The organism is Nonomuraea sp. NPDC004354, assembly GCF_053602555.1.
In genome coordinates this window covers 82,176-97,820 of sequence record NZ_JBSGDV010000011.1, presented here as the reverse complement: position 1 = coordinate 97,820, position 15,645 = coordinate 82,176, and the positions used below count along the sequence as shown (strand labels likewise).

Annotated in this window: 14 protein-coding genes; 6 read left to right on the top strand and 8 right to left on the bottom strand. The window is 70.2% G+C overall.

Features of this window, described 5'->3' with window-relative positions; all coding sequences use genetic code 11:
- Positions 1–87: 87 nt before the first annotated feature.
- The 4 genes from ACWENQ_RS27510 to ACWENQ_RS27495 are packed head-to-tail and all read left to right on the top strand — an operon-like array spanning position 88 to position 4,546.
- A complete protein-coding gene (locus tag ACWENQ_RS27510) occupies positions 88–1,059 on the top strand; it encodes a carbohydrate ABC transporter permease (RefSeq protein WP_354919055.1) in 972 nt (323 codons plus the stop codon).
- Positions 1,056–1,970 carry a carbohydrate ABC transporter permease gene (locus tag ACWENQ_RS27505; RefSeq protein WP_354919026.1) on the top strand — a complete coding sequence of 305 codons (915 nt, stop codon included), beginning with the start codon at positions 1,056–1,058 and terminating at the stop codon, positions 1,968–1,970. Before ACWENQ_RS27510 ends, ACWENQ_RS27505 begins: the two co-directional genes overlap by 4 nt.
- Positions 1,967–2,962, top strand: a complete 996-nt coding sequence (locus tag ACWENQ_RS27500) for a LacI family DNA-binding transcriptional regulator (RefSeq protein WP_354919023.1) — start codon at positions 1,967–1,969, stop codon at positions 2,960–2,962. Before ACWENQ_RS27505 ends, ACWENQ_RS27500 begins: the two co-directional genes overlap by 4 nt.
- A gap of 24 nt (positions 2,963–2,986) precedes the next feature.
- A complete protein-coding gene (locus tag ACWENQ_RS27495) occupies positions 2,987–4,546 on the top strand; it encodes a sigma factor-like helix-turn-helix DNA-binding protein (RefSeq protein ID WP_452416855.1) in 1,560 nt (519 codons plus the stop codon).
- On the opposite strand, the gene ACWENQ_RS27490 is transcribed toward ACWENQ_RS27495, so the two are convergent.
- The gene (locus ACWENQ_RS27490) at positions 4,524–5,165 is read right to left on the bottom strand and encodes a TetR/AcrR family transcriptional regulator (RefSeq protein WP_452416853.1); all 642 of its coding nucleotides are present in this window, start codon (positions 5,163–5,165) and stop codon (positions 4,524–4,526) included. The two genes, ACWENQ_RS27495 and ACWENQ_RS27490, sit on opposite strands and share 23 nt — an antisense overlap.
- 75 nt (positions 5,166–5,240) lie before the next feature.
- Between ACWENQ_RS27490 and ACWENQ_RS27485 the strand changes: the two genes are divergently transcribed.
- On the top strand, positions 5,241–6,344 hold the full coding sequence (locus tag ACWENQ_RS27485) for a serine hydrolase domain-containing protein (protein ID WP_452416851.1): 1,104 nt from the start codon (positions 5,241–5,243) through the stop codon (positions 6,342–6,344).
- Between the two features lie 20 nt (positions 6,345–6,364).
- Here ACWENQ_RS27485 and ACWENQ_RS27480 read toward each other — a convergent pair whose 3' ends face one another.
- The 5 genes from ACWENQ_RS27480 to ACWENQ_RS27460 all read right to left on the bottom strand — a co-directional run bounded on the left by ACWENQ_RS27480 (position 6,365) and on the right by ACWENQ_RS27460 (position 12,595).
- Complete coding sequence (locus tag ACWENQ_RS27480; protein WP_452416849.1) at positions 6,365–7,882, bottom strand: glycoside hydrolase family 13 protein; 1,518 nt, start codon at positions 7,880–7,882, stop codon at positions 6,365–6,367.
- Positions 7,883–7,889: 7 nt separating this feature from the next.
- The gene (locus ACWENQ_RS27475; RefSeq protein ID WP_449926880.1) at positions 7,890–8,816 is read right to left on the bottom strand and encodes a carbohydrate ABC transporter permease; all 927 of its coding nucleotides are present in this window, start codon (positions 8,814–8,816) and stop codon (positions 7,890–7,892) included.
- Positions 8,813–9,667, bottom strand: coding sequence for a carbohydrate ABC transporter permease (locus ACWENQ_RS27470; protein WP_452416848.1), 855 nt, complete (start codon positions 9,665–9,667; stop codon positions 8,813–8,815). The genes ACWENQ_RS27475 and ACWENQ_RS27470 overlap by 4 nt, the downstream gene beginning before the upstream one ends.
- Positions 9,668–9,833: 166 nt before the next feature.
- A complete protein-coding gene (locus ACWENQ_RS27465) occupies positions 9,834–11,204 on the bottom strand; it encodes an ABC transporter substrate-binding protein (RefSeq protein WP_452416846.1) in 1,371 nt (456 codons plus the stop codon).
- A 404-nt stretch (positions 11,205–11,608) separates the two neighbouring features.
- Complete coding sequence (locus ACWENQ_RS27460; protein ID WP_449926889.1) at positions 11,609–12,595, bottom strand: LacI family DNA-binding transcriptional regulator; 987 nt, start codon at positions 12,593–12,595, stop codon at positions 11,609–11,611.
- Between the two features lie 393 nt (positions 12,596–12,988).
- Between ACWENQ_RS27460 and ACWENQ_RS27455 the strand changes: the two genes are divergently transcribed.
- On the top strand, positions 12,989–13,849 hold the full coding sequence (locus tag ACWENQ_RS27455) for a TrmH family RNA methyltransferase (RefSeq protein WP_452416844.1): 861 nt from the start codon (positions 12,989–12,991) through the stop codon (positions 13,847–13,849).
- A gap of 142 nt (positions 13,850–13,991) precedes the next feature.
- Here the strand turns inward: ACWENQ_RS27455 and ACWENQ_RS27450 are convergent, their stop codons facing one another.
- Positions 13,992–14,774 carry a helix-turn-helix transcriptional regulator gene (locus ACWENQ_RS27450; protein WP_452416843.1) on the bottom strand — a complete coding sequence of 261 codons (783 nt, stop codon included), beginning with the start codon at positions 14,772–14,774 and terminating at the stop codon, positions 13,992–13,994.
- Between the two features lie 255 nt (positions 14,775–15,029).
- The gene (locus tag ACWENQ_RS27445; protein WP_449926897.1) at positions 15,030–15,527 is read right to left on the bottom strand and encodes a GyrI-like domain-containing protein; all 498 of its coding nucleotides are present in this window, start codon (positions 15,525–15,527) and stop codon (positions 15,030–15,032) included.
- Positions 15,528–15,645 lie beyond the last annotated feature (118 nt).

The window sequence follows — 15,645 nt, the reverse complement described above, 5'->3', positions numbered from 1 at the left end:
TCAGGGGAACGCCCGCCCAGCCCGCTCACGTCCGCCCCCTCCGGCGCCGCCCCCGGCGCCCGAGGGCCCCCAGGAGGACCCTTGGACCTGGACTTCGACCTGGCCGCCGAGTCGCCCAAACTCATCCAGCTGGTCATCGGCGTCGTCGCGTTCCTCGCGGTCGTCGGCCTGGTCCTGCTGCTTCTCGACCGGGCCCCGATGCGCAGCAGAGCCCGCCTGCACGCCGCGATCCTGCTCGCCCCCGCCGTCGTCCTGCTCGCCGTGGGCCTGGTGATCCCGGCCGTCCGCACCACGCTGCTGTCGTTCATGAGCGGTGACGGCACCGCCTTCGTCGGCCTGGACAACTACGCGTGGATGTTCACCCAGCCGGAAGCCGTCACGGTGCTGCGCAACACGCTCGTCTGGGTGGTCCTCGTCCCGCTGCTGGTGACCGCGATCGGCCTGGTCTACGCGGTGATCGTGGACCGGGCCAGGTTCGAGTCGCTGGCCAAGTCGCTGCTCTTCCTGCCGATGGCCATCTCGTTCGTCGGCGCCGGGATCATCTGGAAGTTCGTCTACGCCTACCGGCCCGAGGGCGTCGACCAGATCGGCTTGCTCAACCAGGTGGTGGTGTGGCTCGGCGGCGAGCCCCGGCAGTGGCTGCTCGACCCGCCGCTCAACACGCTCTTCCTCATCGTGGTGATGGTCTGGATCCAGGCCGGTTTCGCCACGGTCGTGCTGTCGGCGGCGATCAAGGGGATCCCCGCCGACATCGTGGAGGCCGCCAAGCTCGACGGCGCCGGAGCGGCGCAGATGTTCTTCAGGGTGACGCTGCCCTCGATCCGGCCCGCGGTGATCGTCGTGCTGGTCACGCAGTCGATCGGCACGCTGAAGCTCTTCGACATCGTGCGCACCATGACCGGCGGCCAGTTCGACACCAGCGTCATCGCCAACGAGATGTACAACCAGGCTTTCCGCTACGGCGAGACCGGCAAGGGCGCCGCGCTGGCGGTCTTCCTGTTCGTGCTGGTCACGCCGATCGTCATCTACCAGATCCGCAGCAGGAGGGCCCTTCGATGACGACCGCGCCAGCCCGGGTGCGCGCCCGCCTGTCGAGCAGGACGGCCTCCCTCGCCGCGCTGCTGATCGCGCTGCTCTGGACGACACCCACCGTCGGCCTGCTGCTGTCGTCGTTCCGGCCGGAGGACCAGATCAAGACCACCGGCTGGTGGACGTTCTTCTCCGCGCCCGTGCTGACGCTGGAGAACTACCAGGAGGTGCTGTTCGGCACGTCCTCCTCCTCCGGGCAGCTGGCCAGCTTCCTGCTCAACTCGATCGTCATCACGATCCCGTCGGTGCTCTTCCCGCTGGCCTTCGCCGCCTTCGCCGCCTACGCGCTGGCCTGGCTGCCGTTCAGGGGCCGCGACTGGATCTACATCGGGATCTTCGCGCTGCAGGTCGTGCCGCTGCAGATGGCGCTGGTGCCGCTGCTGTCGTTCTTCTCCGAGGGCGTCGAGGTGTTCGGCCTGCAGCTCATGCCCGCCTGGAACCTGGAGGGCACCGGCAGGTTCGTCCAGGTCTGGTGCGCCCACACCTGCTTCGCCCTGCCGCTCGGCGTCTTCCTGCTGCACAACTTCATGTCCGAGTTGCCGCACGAGCTGATGGAGGCGGCCAGGGTCGACGGCGCCACCCACGGCACGATCTTCCGCAGGATCGTGCTGCCGCTGGTGGCGCCCGCGCTCGCCAGCTTCGCGATCTTCCAGTTCCTGTGGGTGTGGAACGACCTGCTGGTGGGGCTGATCTTCGGCGGCGGCACCGCGGAGAGCGCGCCGATGACCGTCCGGCTGGCGCAGATGGCCGGAACCAAGGGCAACGAGTGGCAACGGCTGACCGCGGGCGCTTTCGTGTCTGTCATCATTCCTCTCGTGGTCTTTCTGTCGATGCAGCGCTACTTCGTCCGCGGGCTCCTGGCCGGAAGCGTCAAGGGATGAAGCGCCCCACCCTCGAGGCGGTCGCCGCCAGGGCGGGAGTGTCGCGTGCCACGGTCTCCCGGGTGGTCAACGGGCAGTCGACGGTCGCCCCGCACATCCGCGACGCGGTGCTGCGCGCGGTCGACGAGCTCGGCTATGTGCCCAACCCGGCGGCGCGCAGCCTGGTCACCCAGCGGACCGACTCGATCGCCCTGGTCTTCTCCGAACCGCCGACCAGGGTGTTCTCCGAAGACCCGATGTTCTCCACCGTCATCAGGTCGGCCAGCGTGGAGCTGGAGGCGGCCGACAAGCAGATCGTGCTCATGCTGACCAGCTCGGCCAAGAGCCACGCGCGGGTGGAGCGCTACATCGCCAGCGGCCACGTCGACGGCGTCATGCTCATCTCCATGCACGGCGGCGACCCGCTGCCCGCCGCGATCGCGCGGATGCGGATCCCCGTCGTCTCGTACGGCAGGCCCGCCGTCCCCATCGACATCCCGTTCGTCGACAACGACAACGTCGGCGGGGCGGCCGAGGCCGTACGGCACCTGGTGGAGAGCGGCCGGCGCCGGATCGCCACCATCGCGGGCCCGCAGGACATGATCGCCGGCCTTGACCGGCTCGAGGGGTACCGCACCGTGCTGCGCGGCTCCGACCGGCGTTCCATCGTGGCGATCGGCGACTTCACCAGGGAGTCGGGCGCCGTCGCGATGCGGCAGCTGCTGGAGGACGACCCCCAGCTCGACGCGGTCTTCTGCGGCAACGACCTCATGGCCGTCGGCGCGCTGCAGGCGCTGCGCCAGGCGGGGCGCAGGGTGCCCGACGACGTGGCCGTGGTCGGCTTCGACGACATCGAGGCCGCCAAGTACACCGACCCGCCGCTGACCACGGTCCGCCACCACATCTTCGAGCAGGCCGCGGCCATGACACGGCTGCTGCTGGGGCTGTTCGAGGGCGGTCCCGCCGATCCGGTCATCCTGCCGACCGAACTGGTCATCCGCGAATCCTCCTGAGATGCTGGCCACGGAGGTGGCTGGATGGGTCCTCCTGACGGCTTCACCGATTTCGTGCTCATCAAGGGCATGGGGTTCGTGCGCTACGGCCTCGTGCTCACCGGCGACCAGCGCGAAGGCGTCCTGTTGGCCCAGGAGGCGCTGGCCGGGCTGCGCATGGCGAGGACCGGCCACCCCGACACCTTCGTCGGCACGGCGATGGCCCGCCTGTTCGTGCGCCAGCGGCGGCGCCGGGCGGCCCAGGGGGTGCCCGAGGCCGAGATCGCCGGGCACGGCGGCGATCCGGACGTCTGGCGGCAGCTGGCCGAGCTGCCTCCGCTGGCCAGGGCGGTGATCGTGCTCCGCTCGTACGGCGGGCTGTCGAACGAGGACATCGCGCGCGTCCTCGACCTGCCCGCGGCCAGGGTGCGCGACCAGAGCGTCGCCGTCCGGCAGGACGACCTGGTCAGGACGCTGGAGGCGGCGGCCGCGACGGCTCGCCCCGCCGATTTGCTGTCGGGCCTGTCGCGGTTGCGGCGGCGCCGTCATGGCAGGCGGTTGCGGTCGGCCGCCGCCGCGGGTCTGGCGCTGGCCACGGTCACCGGACTGGTCGTGCTGGTCAGGCCGACGGTCGCGGCGCCCGCCGAGCATGTCTCGGCCGCGGCCAGGCCCGTGCCCGCCAGGGTCGGGCTGGCCAGGGCGGCCCAGGAGGTGTGGCCGCGCGCGGTCTCCAGGCTGCCCGCCCGGTCCGCCGACGGGCTGGTCTACCAGCCGGCCATCGCGATCGACGACCGGCGCGTGGTGCTGCTGGCGCAGAACCGGCTCGGCCACGGCGACGTGCGGCTGGACGTCTACGACGCGGCCACCGGCCGGATCGGCCGGTTCGCGAAGCTGCCGGCGGGCGACGAGGTGCGCTGGTTCGCCACGGACGGCCGGCTTGTGGTGTGGAGCTCGCTCGGGCTGCGCGCGGACGAGACGCTGGAGACGCGGTTCTGGCGCGTGCCGGTGAAGGGCGGCAGGCCGCGCCTGGTCACCAAGGCCGCGCAGGGCGACCGGTCGGCCCCGCCGGAGGCCCGCTTCCAGGTGGGCGACGGCCACCTGTTCTGGAACACCGGCCAGGCGGTCTACCGCCGGCCGCTGTCCGGCAGGGGCGGCAGGGAGAAGGCCGGCGAGGGGCTGTGGCTGCTGGCCTGGCCGTGGGCCGCCGACCTGGCGAAGGGGACGTTGACCGACCTGGAGTCGGGGCGCTCGCGAGCGTTCGTGACCGGCGGGCAGGGGGTGGCGCGGTGTTCGCCCGACTGGTGCGTGGAGCGCCACCCGATCTCGGGGATGACGCTCGCGCGCAGAACGGACGGGTCCGGCACGGTCGAGTTGCCGGGGACGACGGCGAGCGGGCCGGTGCTGAACCGGTTCGTGGTGCTCCGGCTGCGCGCGGGGTTACAGGTCATCAAGGATCTACGTGTGGGGACGTTGGCGACCTTCGACCCCGCCGACCCGTCGATGGCGGTCGGCCTGGGCGACAAGAACGATCCGGGGACCCTGCTGGCCTGGAGTGACACCGACGGCCGCGACCTGTGGATCCTCAACCTGAAAGCGGTGCGCTGACTCCGTAGGCGCGCAGGAACGCCGCCACCGCCGTCTCGGCCAGCCGGTCGAGCTCGGCGTCGGTGTAGGAGGCGTCCCCACCGCAGAACATGACCCTGTTCACCGGGATCCACAGCAGCAGGCCCATGAGGTGGTCGGCGGCCAGCCGGGGGTCGTCCAGGTGGAGCAGGCCGCGCTCCGCCAGGCGCCCGAAGCAGCCGGTCAGCGTCGCCAGCACCCGCTCGAAGCCCTGCTCGTACCAGGTGCGGCCCAGGTCGGGGAAGCGGTCGGCCTCGGCGATGATCAGCCGCCGCAGGCTCAGCACCTCGGGCCGCAGCAGCGAGCCGAGGAAGGCGCGGGCCAGCTCGCTCAGGGCCCGCCGGGGATCGTCGCTGTCGTCGAAGGCCGCCGTGACCATCCGGGTGAGGTGGTCGATCTCGCCGGTCGTGTCGAGCACGAGGTGGGTGAACAGCTGCTCCTTGTCGGTGAAGTACTTGTAGACCGTCTGCTTCGACACCGCGGCGAGGGCGGCGACCTCGTCCATGCTCGCGCCCACGTAGCCGTTGCGCAGGAAGACCGCCTTGGCGGCGTCGAGGATCTGCCTGCGCTTGAGTGCCGTGCGACCCACTTCCGTTGTCATGGTCCGGATAGTACTAGACAGTTCCGTACCGGTCTCAGTACTGTACCGTCTAGTTCCAAACATTGAAGGACGGACATGATGAGCGAACTCCAGAAGCTGGTGCAGCAGGCCGCCGACGACCTGGTCGAGTCGGGCCGGGAGCGGGGCCTCCAGGTGGCCGTCTACCGTGACGGCCGGCAGGTCGTGGACGTGGTCGCCGGTGTGGCCGACCCGGAGACCGGCCGGCTCGTGACGCCCGGCACGCCGTTCTACAACTTCTCCATCGGCAAGGGTGCCACCGCCACCGTCGCCCACGTGCTGGTGGAGCGCGGGTTGTTCGGCTACGACACACGCGTGGCGGAGCTGTGGCCGGAGTTCGGGGCGCACGGCAAGGAAGGCGTGACGGTGCGCCACGTGCTGACGCACACCGCCGGGGTGCCCGGCCTCCCGCTGGACACCACGCCGGAGGACGTCTGCGACTGGGACACGATGGTCGCCGCCCTCGAGAACGCCGAACTGTGGTGGGAGCCGGGCACCCGCATGGGCTACCACGCCTACACGTTCGGATTCCTCGTCGGCGAGATCGTCCGGCGGGCCACCGGCAAGCCGATCTCGCAGGTGCTGCGCGAAGAGGTGAGCGGGCCGCTCGGCGTGGCCGACGAGCTCTACTTCGGCATGCCCGCCTCGGAGCACCACCGGCTCGCCCGTCTGGAGGACGCCCCCATGGACATGTCGGCGTTCGCGGACATGCCCGAGGACCTGCCGATGTTCAAGGCCGGCCCGATGGACCTGATGCCCACCGCCGGGCTGGGCAGCCGCCCCGACTACCTGTCGGCCGACATCCCCGCGGGCGGCAAGACCTCGGCCAGGGCGATCGCCCGCATGTACGCCGCCCTGCTCGGCGAGGTGGACGGCACGCGGCTGATCTCGCCCGACAGGCTGCGCGAGGTGACGACCACGGCCTTCAGCGGCGTGGACGAGGTGTTCGGCATGCCGTCGGCGTGGGGCCTCGGCTACGCGATCGGCCGGCCGGGGTCGGCGCCCGAGGAGACGCCGACGGTGTTCGGCATGGCCGGCGCCGGCGGCAGCGTGGCCTACGCCGACACCGCCACCGGCCTCGCCTTCGCCGTCACCAAGAACCGGCTGACCAACGACTTCGACACCGTCACCACGCTCGGCGACATCGTCGCCCGCGGCTAGCCTCCCCGGCCCCGGGCCGGTCAGGGTTCCAGCCACACCGCCGTGTCGCACGGCAGCAGCCCGTCCCCTGTCGGCCCGCTGGCCAGCAAGACCGCCGAGTGCGGCGGCAGCCGTACCGGGTCGGGGCCGAGGTTCACCACGCACACCACCCCTGTGTCCCGCGTGAACGCCAGCACGTCGGGGCGCAGGTCCAGCCAGGTCAGCGACCCGTCGCCGAGCCGGTCGCGGCGCAGGCGCAGGGCCGTGCGGTAGAGGGTGAGCATGGATCCCGGGTCGCCGGCCTGCGCCTCGGCGGTCAGTTCCTTCCACTCCGGCGGCTGCGGCAGCCACGGCTCTCCCGCGCCGGGGCCGAACCCGAACGGCGGCGCGTCGCCCGACCACGGCAGCGGCACGCGGCAGCCGTCCCGTCCGGGGACGGTGTGGCCGGACCTGGTCCACATGGGGTCCTGGCGCAGGCGGTCGGGGATGTCGTCGACCTCCGGCAGGCCGAGCTCCTCGCCCTGGTAGACGTAGACCCCGCCGGGCAGCGCCATCGCCAGCAGCGCCGCCGCCCTGGCCCTGCGGCGACCGAGCTCCAGGTCGGCGGGCACGCCGTCCCTGCGGTCGGCGTGGTCCCACGAGGTGTCGGCTCTGCCGTACCTGGTGACCACACGGGCGACGTCGTGGTTGGACAGCACCCAGGTGGGCGGCGCCCCCACGGAGGCGTGGGTCGACAGCGTCAGCGAGATGCTTGCGCGCAGCGCGGCGGGCTCCCACGGGCAGGCGAGGAAGTCGAAGTTGAAGGCGGTGTGCAACTCGTCCGGACGCAGGTAGCGGGCGAAGCGCTCCTGGTCGGGCAGCCAGACCTCGCCGACGAGGATCCGGTCGCCGTACTCGTCGGCCACCCGCCGCCAGCCGCGGTAGATGTCGTGCACGCCGTCGAGGTCCTCGTAGGCGGTGGCCGACTTGACCAGCAGCGCGGCGGAGTCGACGCGGATGCCGTCGGCGCCCCTGTCGAACCAGAAGCGCAGCACGTCGTGGAACTCCTGACGCACCTCGGGGTTGTCCCAGTTGTAGTCGGGCTGGCCCGGGTCGAACAGGTGGAGGTACCACTGGCCGTCGGCCACCTGCGTCCACGCGGGCCCGCCGAAGATCGACCGCCAGTCGTTGGGCTCGTCGCGGAACCAGAAGCGGTCGCGCTTCGACCGGTCCCGCAGCGCCTCCTGGAACCACGCGCTGGCGGTGGAGCTGTGGTTGGGCACGACGTCGATGATGACCCTGATGCCCAGCCCGTGTGCCTCCCCGATGAACGTCTCCGCCTCGGCCAGCGTGCCGATCGCGGGCTCGATGTCGCGGTAGTCGGCCACGTCGTAGCCACCGTCGGCCATGGGCGACGGGTACCACGGGGTGAGCCAGATCGCGTTGATCCCCAGGTCCTTCAGGTACGGCAGGCGCTCCCGCAGCCCGGCCAGATCGCCCACGCCGTCGCCGTCGCCGTCGGCGAAGCTGCGCGGGTAGACCTGGTAGATCGCGGCGCCCCGCCACCACGTGTCGGACATTGCGCTCCTAACCCTTGAGACTTCCGGCGGTGAGTCCCGCCATGATGTGCCGTTGGAAGAACAGGAAGATGACGATCGTCGGGAGGCTGGCGATCACCAGGGCGGCGGTGAGCGCGTTGGTCGGCATCGTCTGCGAGAGCGAGTTGATGGCGACGCTCACCGTCATGCGATCAGTGTCGGGCAGCACGAGCAGCGGGTAGACGAAGTCGCGCCACACGTTGACCACGGTGAAGATCGACACGACGCCGAGGATGGGCCGCGAGACCGGCAGCACGATGGACCACAGGATCCGCGCGGGCGACGCGCCGTCCATCTCCGCCGCCTCGATGAGCTCTCGGGGGACGGAGTCGAAGAAGCGTTTGAGCAGGAAGATGTTGAAGCCGTTGGCGGCGGCCGGCAGCCAGATCGCCCACGGGGTGTTGAGCAGGTCCAGGTCGACGACGGTCACGTAGAGGGGCAGGATGAGGACCATCGGCGGGATCATGAGCGTGGCCAGCATCATGCCGGTGATCAGCTTGCCGAACATCGGGCGCAGCTTCGACAGCGCGTAGGCGGCCGAGACGTCCACGGCCAGCGTGAACAGCCAGGCCCCGGCCGCGTAGAGCGCGGTGTTGCGCAGCAGCAGCCCCAGGTCGAGCAGGTTCCACGCCTCGGCGTAGGCCTCGAGGCTCGGATCGCGCGGGATGAGCGTGGGCGGGATCTGGTCGAGCTCCTCCGGCGGCTTGAGCCCGCCGGTCACCATCCAGTAGAGCGGGAACAGGAAGACCGCGGTGCAGCCGGCCACCGTCGTGACCAGCACGGTCCAGTAGATCGCCCGTCCGCCGCGGGTGTTGAGCTGGTGCGGCGAGACCAGGGTGCGGAACCGGGTCTCGATCCGGCGCCGGGCGAGCCTGCGCGGCCGGGGCTCGCGGTGCCGTACGGCGGTGGCGATCATGGGGTCTCCCGCGAGACGCGCAGGTACACGGCGGAGAAGACGATGAGCACGATCATGAGCATCAGGCCCATCGCGCCTCCACCTCCGAAGTTCCCGAAGTTGAAGGCGTACTGGTACATCAGGTACGCGACGGTCACGGTGGCGTTCTCCGGGCCGCCGCCGGTGAGCATGAACGGCTCGATGAACACCTGCATGGTCGCGATGATCTGCAGCAGCAGCATCACCAGCAGGATCAGCCTGGTCTGCGGGATGGTGACGTGCCGGATCCGCTTGACCAGGCCGGCGCCGTCGAGCTCGGCCGCCTCGTACAGCTCGCTCGGGATGGTCTGCAGGGCGGCCAGGTAGATGAGCGTGCCGCTGCCGAGGTTCATCCAGGTCGAGACGATGACCAGGGAGATCAGGGCGGTGTCGGTCGAGTCGAGCCAGGCGAGCGGCGGCAGGCCGACCAGGCCGAGGATCTGGTTGAACAGGCCGGGTCCCGGGTCGTAGAACCACTTGAACAGCAGGACGGACACGGCGGGCGGCAGCATCACCGGCAGGTAGACCACGAAGCGCAGGTACGCCTTGGCGTGGCGGAGCTCGTTGAGGACGATCGCCGCGGTGAAGGGGACCACGTAGCCGATCAGCAGGGCGAGGCCGGTGAAGGCGGCGGTGTTGAGCCAGGCCTGGGCGAAGGCGGGGTCGGCGACGACCGTGGCGAAGTTGTCGAGCCCGACCCAGGTCGGCGGGTCGACGAAGTTGTTCTCCTGGAGGCTCAGCAGGACCTCGCGGACCATCGGCCACCACGAGAAGACGGCGAAGCAGATCAGGGCGGCCGACAGGAAGCCGTAGGCGGTGAGGTTGCGTCTCACCTCCCTGCCGGTCCTGGAAGGGGGCCTGCGTCCCGAGCTTGCGACGTTCAAGGGGTCACTCCTGGTGATCATGACTGCTGCCGCCGGCCCGGGGGACGGGCGGGTCCCCGGCGCCCTGGGCGCGGGGACCCGCCGTCCGCATGGCCGGCGCGCACCGCGGGGTGGTCTAGCTGGACTTGCTCAGCACGTCGTTGACCTTGGCCTCGGCTTCGGCGAGCAGCTTGTCGACGTCCGCGTCCCGCCGGGTGAGGACGGCCGACATCGGGGTGTCGAGGATCTGGTAGATCTGCTGGTTCATCGGCGGCTCGAGCTTGAGCGGGACGGCGGCCATCCCGTCCACGTAGGCGGTGAAGTTCTCCAGCGGCAGCGTCGCGTTGGTCCCGCGCAGGTCGAGCAGCTTCCGCCCGGTCGGGCTGTCGCCCCAGACGTTGTTGTCGGGAAGGCCGACCGCTCTGCCCGTCGCCTTCTGCCGCGCGTAGTCGAACTGGCCCCTGCCGGGGGTCAGGACGTAGTAGTCCAGCCAGAGCAGGCCGGCCTTGATCTGCTCGGGGGTGGCCTTCGGGTTGAACATGTAGCCGTCGCCGCCGCCCAGCGTGGCCTTGGCCTCGGGGAAGGCGGCCAGGCCGAAGTCCTCGTAGGCGGCCTTGCGGTTGTCGTGCAGTTCGGTGATGACGTCGGGTGCGCCGAGGATCATCCCCATCTTGCCCGCGCCCATGAGGCGCATGAGGTCGTCCCACTGGTAGAGCTGCTTGGTCCCCATGCTGTTGTCGGTCCAGCGCATCTCCTTGAGGTTCTGCAGGACCGCCTTGCCCTCGGGGCTGTTGAAGGCGGCCTTCTTGCCGCTGTCGTCGACGATCGCGCCGCCCCTGCCGTAGATGGACTGGGTGAAGTGCCAGCCGCCGGTGTTGCCCGCGCTGTACTCGCCGTAGCCGATGTAGCCGGGGCCCAGCGCGCTGATCTTCTTGGCCGCCTCGCGGATCTCGGCCCAGCTCTTGGGCGGCGTGTTCGGGTCGAGTCCGGCCTGGGTGAACAGCTTGCGGTTGTAGACGAGGCCGACCTTGTAATTTCCGCGCGGAACGCCGTAAGTCCTGCCGTTGACGGTGTATGCCGCCATCACGCTGGGGTCGATGTCCTTGAGCGTGCTGACGGTGTCGACGTAGGCGGTGATGTCGGCGGCCTGGCCCGCCTTGATCGCGGTCTGGACGTCACCGAAGTAGCCGTAGAAGACGTCCTCCATCTGGCCACCGGCCAGCTTGGCGTCGTACGTCTTCACGTCGTGGCAGGGGAAGCCGTCCTTGCTGTCGACGGTGATGTTCGGGTGCAGCTTCTGGAAGGCGGCGACGTCGTCGTCCCAGTCCTTGCGCTGCAGGGGGTTGGTCTTGGGCGGCTGGCAGCCGACGGAGATCGTGACGGGCGCGGCCTGGGCCGTCCCGCTCGCCGCGGGCGCCGGCTTGTCGGGCGTGGAGCCGCAGGCGGCGACCGGCAGGCTGAGGCCGGTGACGATCAGCAGGCCGAGTGCTCTGCGGGAGCTGCTCATCGGTCTGGACCCTTCTGATGGGGATGGGGAGGCCCACACGATAAGCAGCATCGACAGATCATTGCAAGATTTTGACAGTCTATTGAAATATAACGACTCCATGACGGTCGCAGCTCGTGGCGCCCCAGGCGCACACCCGCCCGCCGGCCGCCGGAGGGCGCGGGCGGGGGCCGGGGGGCGGGGGCCGGGTGTGCGGGAACGCCGAGAAGCGTCAGGGCAGGCAGCCGTGCACGGCGGTACCCGGGCGGTCGAGCACCCGACAGGAAGCCGGCCCGCTCCCTACCGGCGGGGCCGCCACGCGGGCCTACTGGACGGGCGGGCCGTGAAGGGCGGGGGCCTACTGGGGGCGCGGGGCACGGAGGGGCGCGGGCCTCCTGGACGCGGGGGCGTGGAGGGGTGCAGGCCTACTGGACGCGGGCCGTGGAGGCGCGCACGACGAGCTCCGGTTCGAACAGCAGCTCGTCGGCAGGCACCACCGCCTTGTCGATCAACGCCACGAGCAGGTCGACGGCCGCCCGCCCCATCGCGTCGATCGGCTGGCGGACGGTGGTGAGCGGCGGGTCGGTGCAGGTCATCAGCGCCGAGTCGTCATAGCCGATCACGGACAGGTCGTCGGGCACCTTGCGCCCGGCCCGCCTGGCCGCCCTGATGGTGCCGAGCGCGAGCAGGTCGCTGGCGCAGATGACGCCGGTGACTCCCTTGCGCACCAGCCTGGTCGCGGCCGCGTGGCCGCCCTCCAGCGAGAACATCGTGAACTCGACCAGGTCGTAGTCGCCGCCCCTTGCCAGGAAGGCGTCGAGCTTGCGCCTGGACGGCACGTGGTCCTTGGGGCCGAGCACCATGCCGATGCGTTCGTGGCCGAGGGCGCGCAGGTGGCCGAGCGCCATCTCGGCCGCCACGGCGTCGTCGGAGGACACCTGCGGGAAGCCCAGGTGCTCGACGGCCGCGTTGACCAGCACGGTCGGAAGTTTGCGTTCGAGGATGAGCTCGTAGTGCTCGTGCGAGGCGTCGCCCTGGGCGTACAGGCCGCCGGCGAAGACCACCCCGGAGACCTGCTGCTGCAGGAGCAGGTCGACGTAGTCGGCCTCGGAGACCCCGCCGACGGTCCTGGTGCACAGCACGCTGGTGAAGCCCTGCTGGGCCAGCGCTCCCCCGACCACCTCGGCGAAGGCGGGGAAGATCGGGTTCTGCAGTTCGGGCAGGACCAGGCCGACCAGCCGGGCGCGGTCACCGCGCAGCTGGGTGGGACGCTCGTAGCCGAGCACGTCGAGTGCGGTCAGCACGGCTTCGCGGGTCGCCTCGGAGACGCCCGGCTTGCCGTTCAGCACCCGGCTCACGGTGGCCTCGCTCACCCCGACTTTCTTGGCCACCTCTGCCAGTCGACGCGTCATGCGCAAACTATACGCCGATCCACGTAAGTCATTGCAAGTGCTTGCAGATTCGCTTGCGTTCATGGAGAACGATCCGGACGCGCCCGTCCATAGCCTCAGCTGCGCCGATGTTCCGTGGAATCGATCCCTATGCTCTGTCGTGAATTTGCGAAAAGTAGTCAAAATATTGCAGATGCCATCTTATAGTGCAGCCACTCCCCCATGACAGACGCACCCTCGCGTTACTCGCCGCGCTGGCGCTCGCGGTCCTCGGCCTGGCGCCCCCGCCTGGTCCGGGGCTGACCGCCGGACAGCGTGCTAGGGGTGCGCCGACGGGCGGAAACGGTATGCGAGTCGATCTGTTCGACCTCACCTGGTTTGCCATCGCTTGAGGAACTGATCATGCTGTAGAGCGTGACTGATCGTGGCCCATCGTTATCGGCGCAGTTACGCATCACGCGAGCGAACGCGCGGTTCCAGCAGTGGCAGGCGCTGCTGGGAAACCGGGCCAAACGGCAGCGGGCCAAGGAGTTCCTGATCCAGGGCGTACGCCCGATCAGCCTGGCAATCGAGTTCGGCTGGCCGGTGCATGCGCTCATCTACGACGCCGAGCGACCGCTGTCGAGCTGGGCGAAGCAGATGCTGAAGGAGGCCGGCGGCGAGCGGGTGTCCATGGCCCCCAACCTGTTGCGGGAGCTGGGCGGCAAGGACGAGGACGTGCCCGAACTCGTGGCGGTGGTCGGGCTGCCCGACGATGAGCTGTCCCGTATCCAGGTGGGGCCGTCTTTCCTGGGCGCGGTGTTCGACCGGCCGAACACTCCCGGCAACATCGGGACCATGGCACGCTCGTTGGACGCGTTCGGCGGCGCTGGTCTGATCGTCACCGGGCACGCCGCCGACCCCTATGATCCTCGTTCGGTGCGGGCCTCCACCGGGTCGCTGCTGGCGCTGCCGGTGGTGCGGTCCCACTCCCACCGAGAGGTGCTGGCGTGGGTGGCAGAGCTGCGCGGCCGGGGCTTGCCGCTGATGGTGGTGGGCACCGACGAGAACGGCAGTCGCGAGGTCGCCGAACTGGACTTGACTGGCCCCACCCTGCTGGTCGTCGGTAACGAGACCACCGGGCTGAGCGCGGGATGGCGGCAGGCGTGCGACACGATGGCGCGCATTCCGATGGCCGGCTCGGCCAGTTCCTTGAACGCCGCCAGCGCGGCGACCGTGGTGTTGTACGAGGCCGCCCGCCAGCGCCGCAGCGGGACGAGCGGGACGAGTCCGTGATGCTGCCCGTGCGCGACCGCGTGACCCTCGTGCGCAAGCGCTGACCCCCCTGACCCCTCCGTCACACCGGCCCCGATGCCGGCTGTGCGCACCTGCCTGCGAACGGGGTGGTCGGCGCGGTGGTCAACGGGTCACGCGACGGTCAGAGACCGCCGAGGTCGAGGCGTGCGCGCAGGGCGCTGGGCGTCTCGGCGAGATGCTTGCGGACCGTCCGGGTCAGGTGCGCGTGATCGGCGAAGCCGTACATGGTGGCCAGTTCGGCGAACTGGGCGCCTCCGTCGGCCATGTGTTCCAGCACGGCCCGCACCCTCAGTTCGTTGCGATACTCGCTGATCGTGCGCCCGGTGACGTGGCGGAAGATCCTTCCGACATGCTTGGGCGAGGCGCCGACCAGCCGGGCCAGGTCCGCGACACTGTCGTTGAGGTGACCGCAGGAGAGCGCCTCTTGCACGGCGATGGTCATGCGGCGGTGGATCACCCGCGTCGTGGGCGGCATACCGGGGCCGGGCCGCTCGGTCCGCGGCGGGAGAGCCGCCAGCAGGCTCTGCAACCGTTCACCCACCTCCAGGTGGTCAGCGCCTCTCCTGCAGGCGGACAGCAGCTCGCGATGGCGCAGGTCGAGCAAGGCGGTGATTGCCAGCATCCAGCCTGGAGCGCCCTGGACGCCCGCGACGTATTCGTCGTAGGCGTCAGGGGTCAACATGATCCAGGTGTAGCGGATCTCGCTCGCCGACGGATAGGCGAAGCGCTCTTCCAGCCCTTTTCTGGTCAGGTAACCGCCGGCCGCGTCGAGGAAGGAGTCCTGCCCCGACGCGTGCCGGCGGAAGCCCCCCATCCGCATCAGCACCACGGCGTCGCCGACGTCCGGAGCCCACGACGACCAGCCCTTGACCTGCCCTCCACTGCGGATGTCATGAACGGACATGCCCAAGCCGGGATCCTTGCCGAGTTCCTGTCGCCGCATGACATCCAGACTCGCCGCCCGATCGCCTTCACCGCCGTCGAAATCATCGCGGTTCGGCAACACATGGACCAGTCGCGCGATCTTCCAACAGAGCGCCACGCCCGCGACGGCCCCGGTGAGGCTCTCGCGGCGGGAGGCGCGGGCGCGGCCGGCGGTGAGGGCCGGCGGCGAGCCGAGGATGCGAATGTCGGACGCCGTGATGGCGAACGACCGGCGTCAGCGAATCGGCTGGATCAGCTGGGTGCGCCAGGTCGCCGGGGCGGGCCAGCTCGACGGATCGGGTTGTGTGCTGAGGTCGAACCAGTGGTAGATCTCCCACGCCCCGCCGTCAGGCTCGCGGTCGTGCTCCTTCAGCCATGCGCCCAGCAGGGCGTAGGTGTCGCCCAGGCTGTCGTGCGATCCGAGGTGCCACGTGGCGACGGCCGTGCCACCCGGCAGCTCGGCGGAGGCGACACGTCCCGCGCTGACAGGACGTCCGGCCACGGGCACGCCGACCTCCACGTCCGTCTCGCCCTCCTCGAAGGTGTGGTACCTGACGAAGGGCTGTCCCTCCACGCTCACGCCGGGCTGCTGGGTGTACTTCCACAGTTCCGAGAACCCTTCGCCCTGAGCCTCCGACAGGCGGGCGATCGCGACCGTCATCCTGATGCTCGCCGTGATCTGGGGATCGCGGTGGAGGATCTCGAAAGTGTGCCCGTGCGGCTGTTCCGTCATCGTCGTCCTTTCCTGGCCTGCAGGTCGTGCCTCATCCTTTCGGAGCCGGTCGGATCGACGCTTGAACATCGGTGCGCGACTGCGCCCGCCCCCTCAAGATCGGCCGATCCACCGCCTA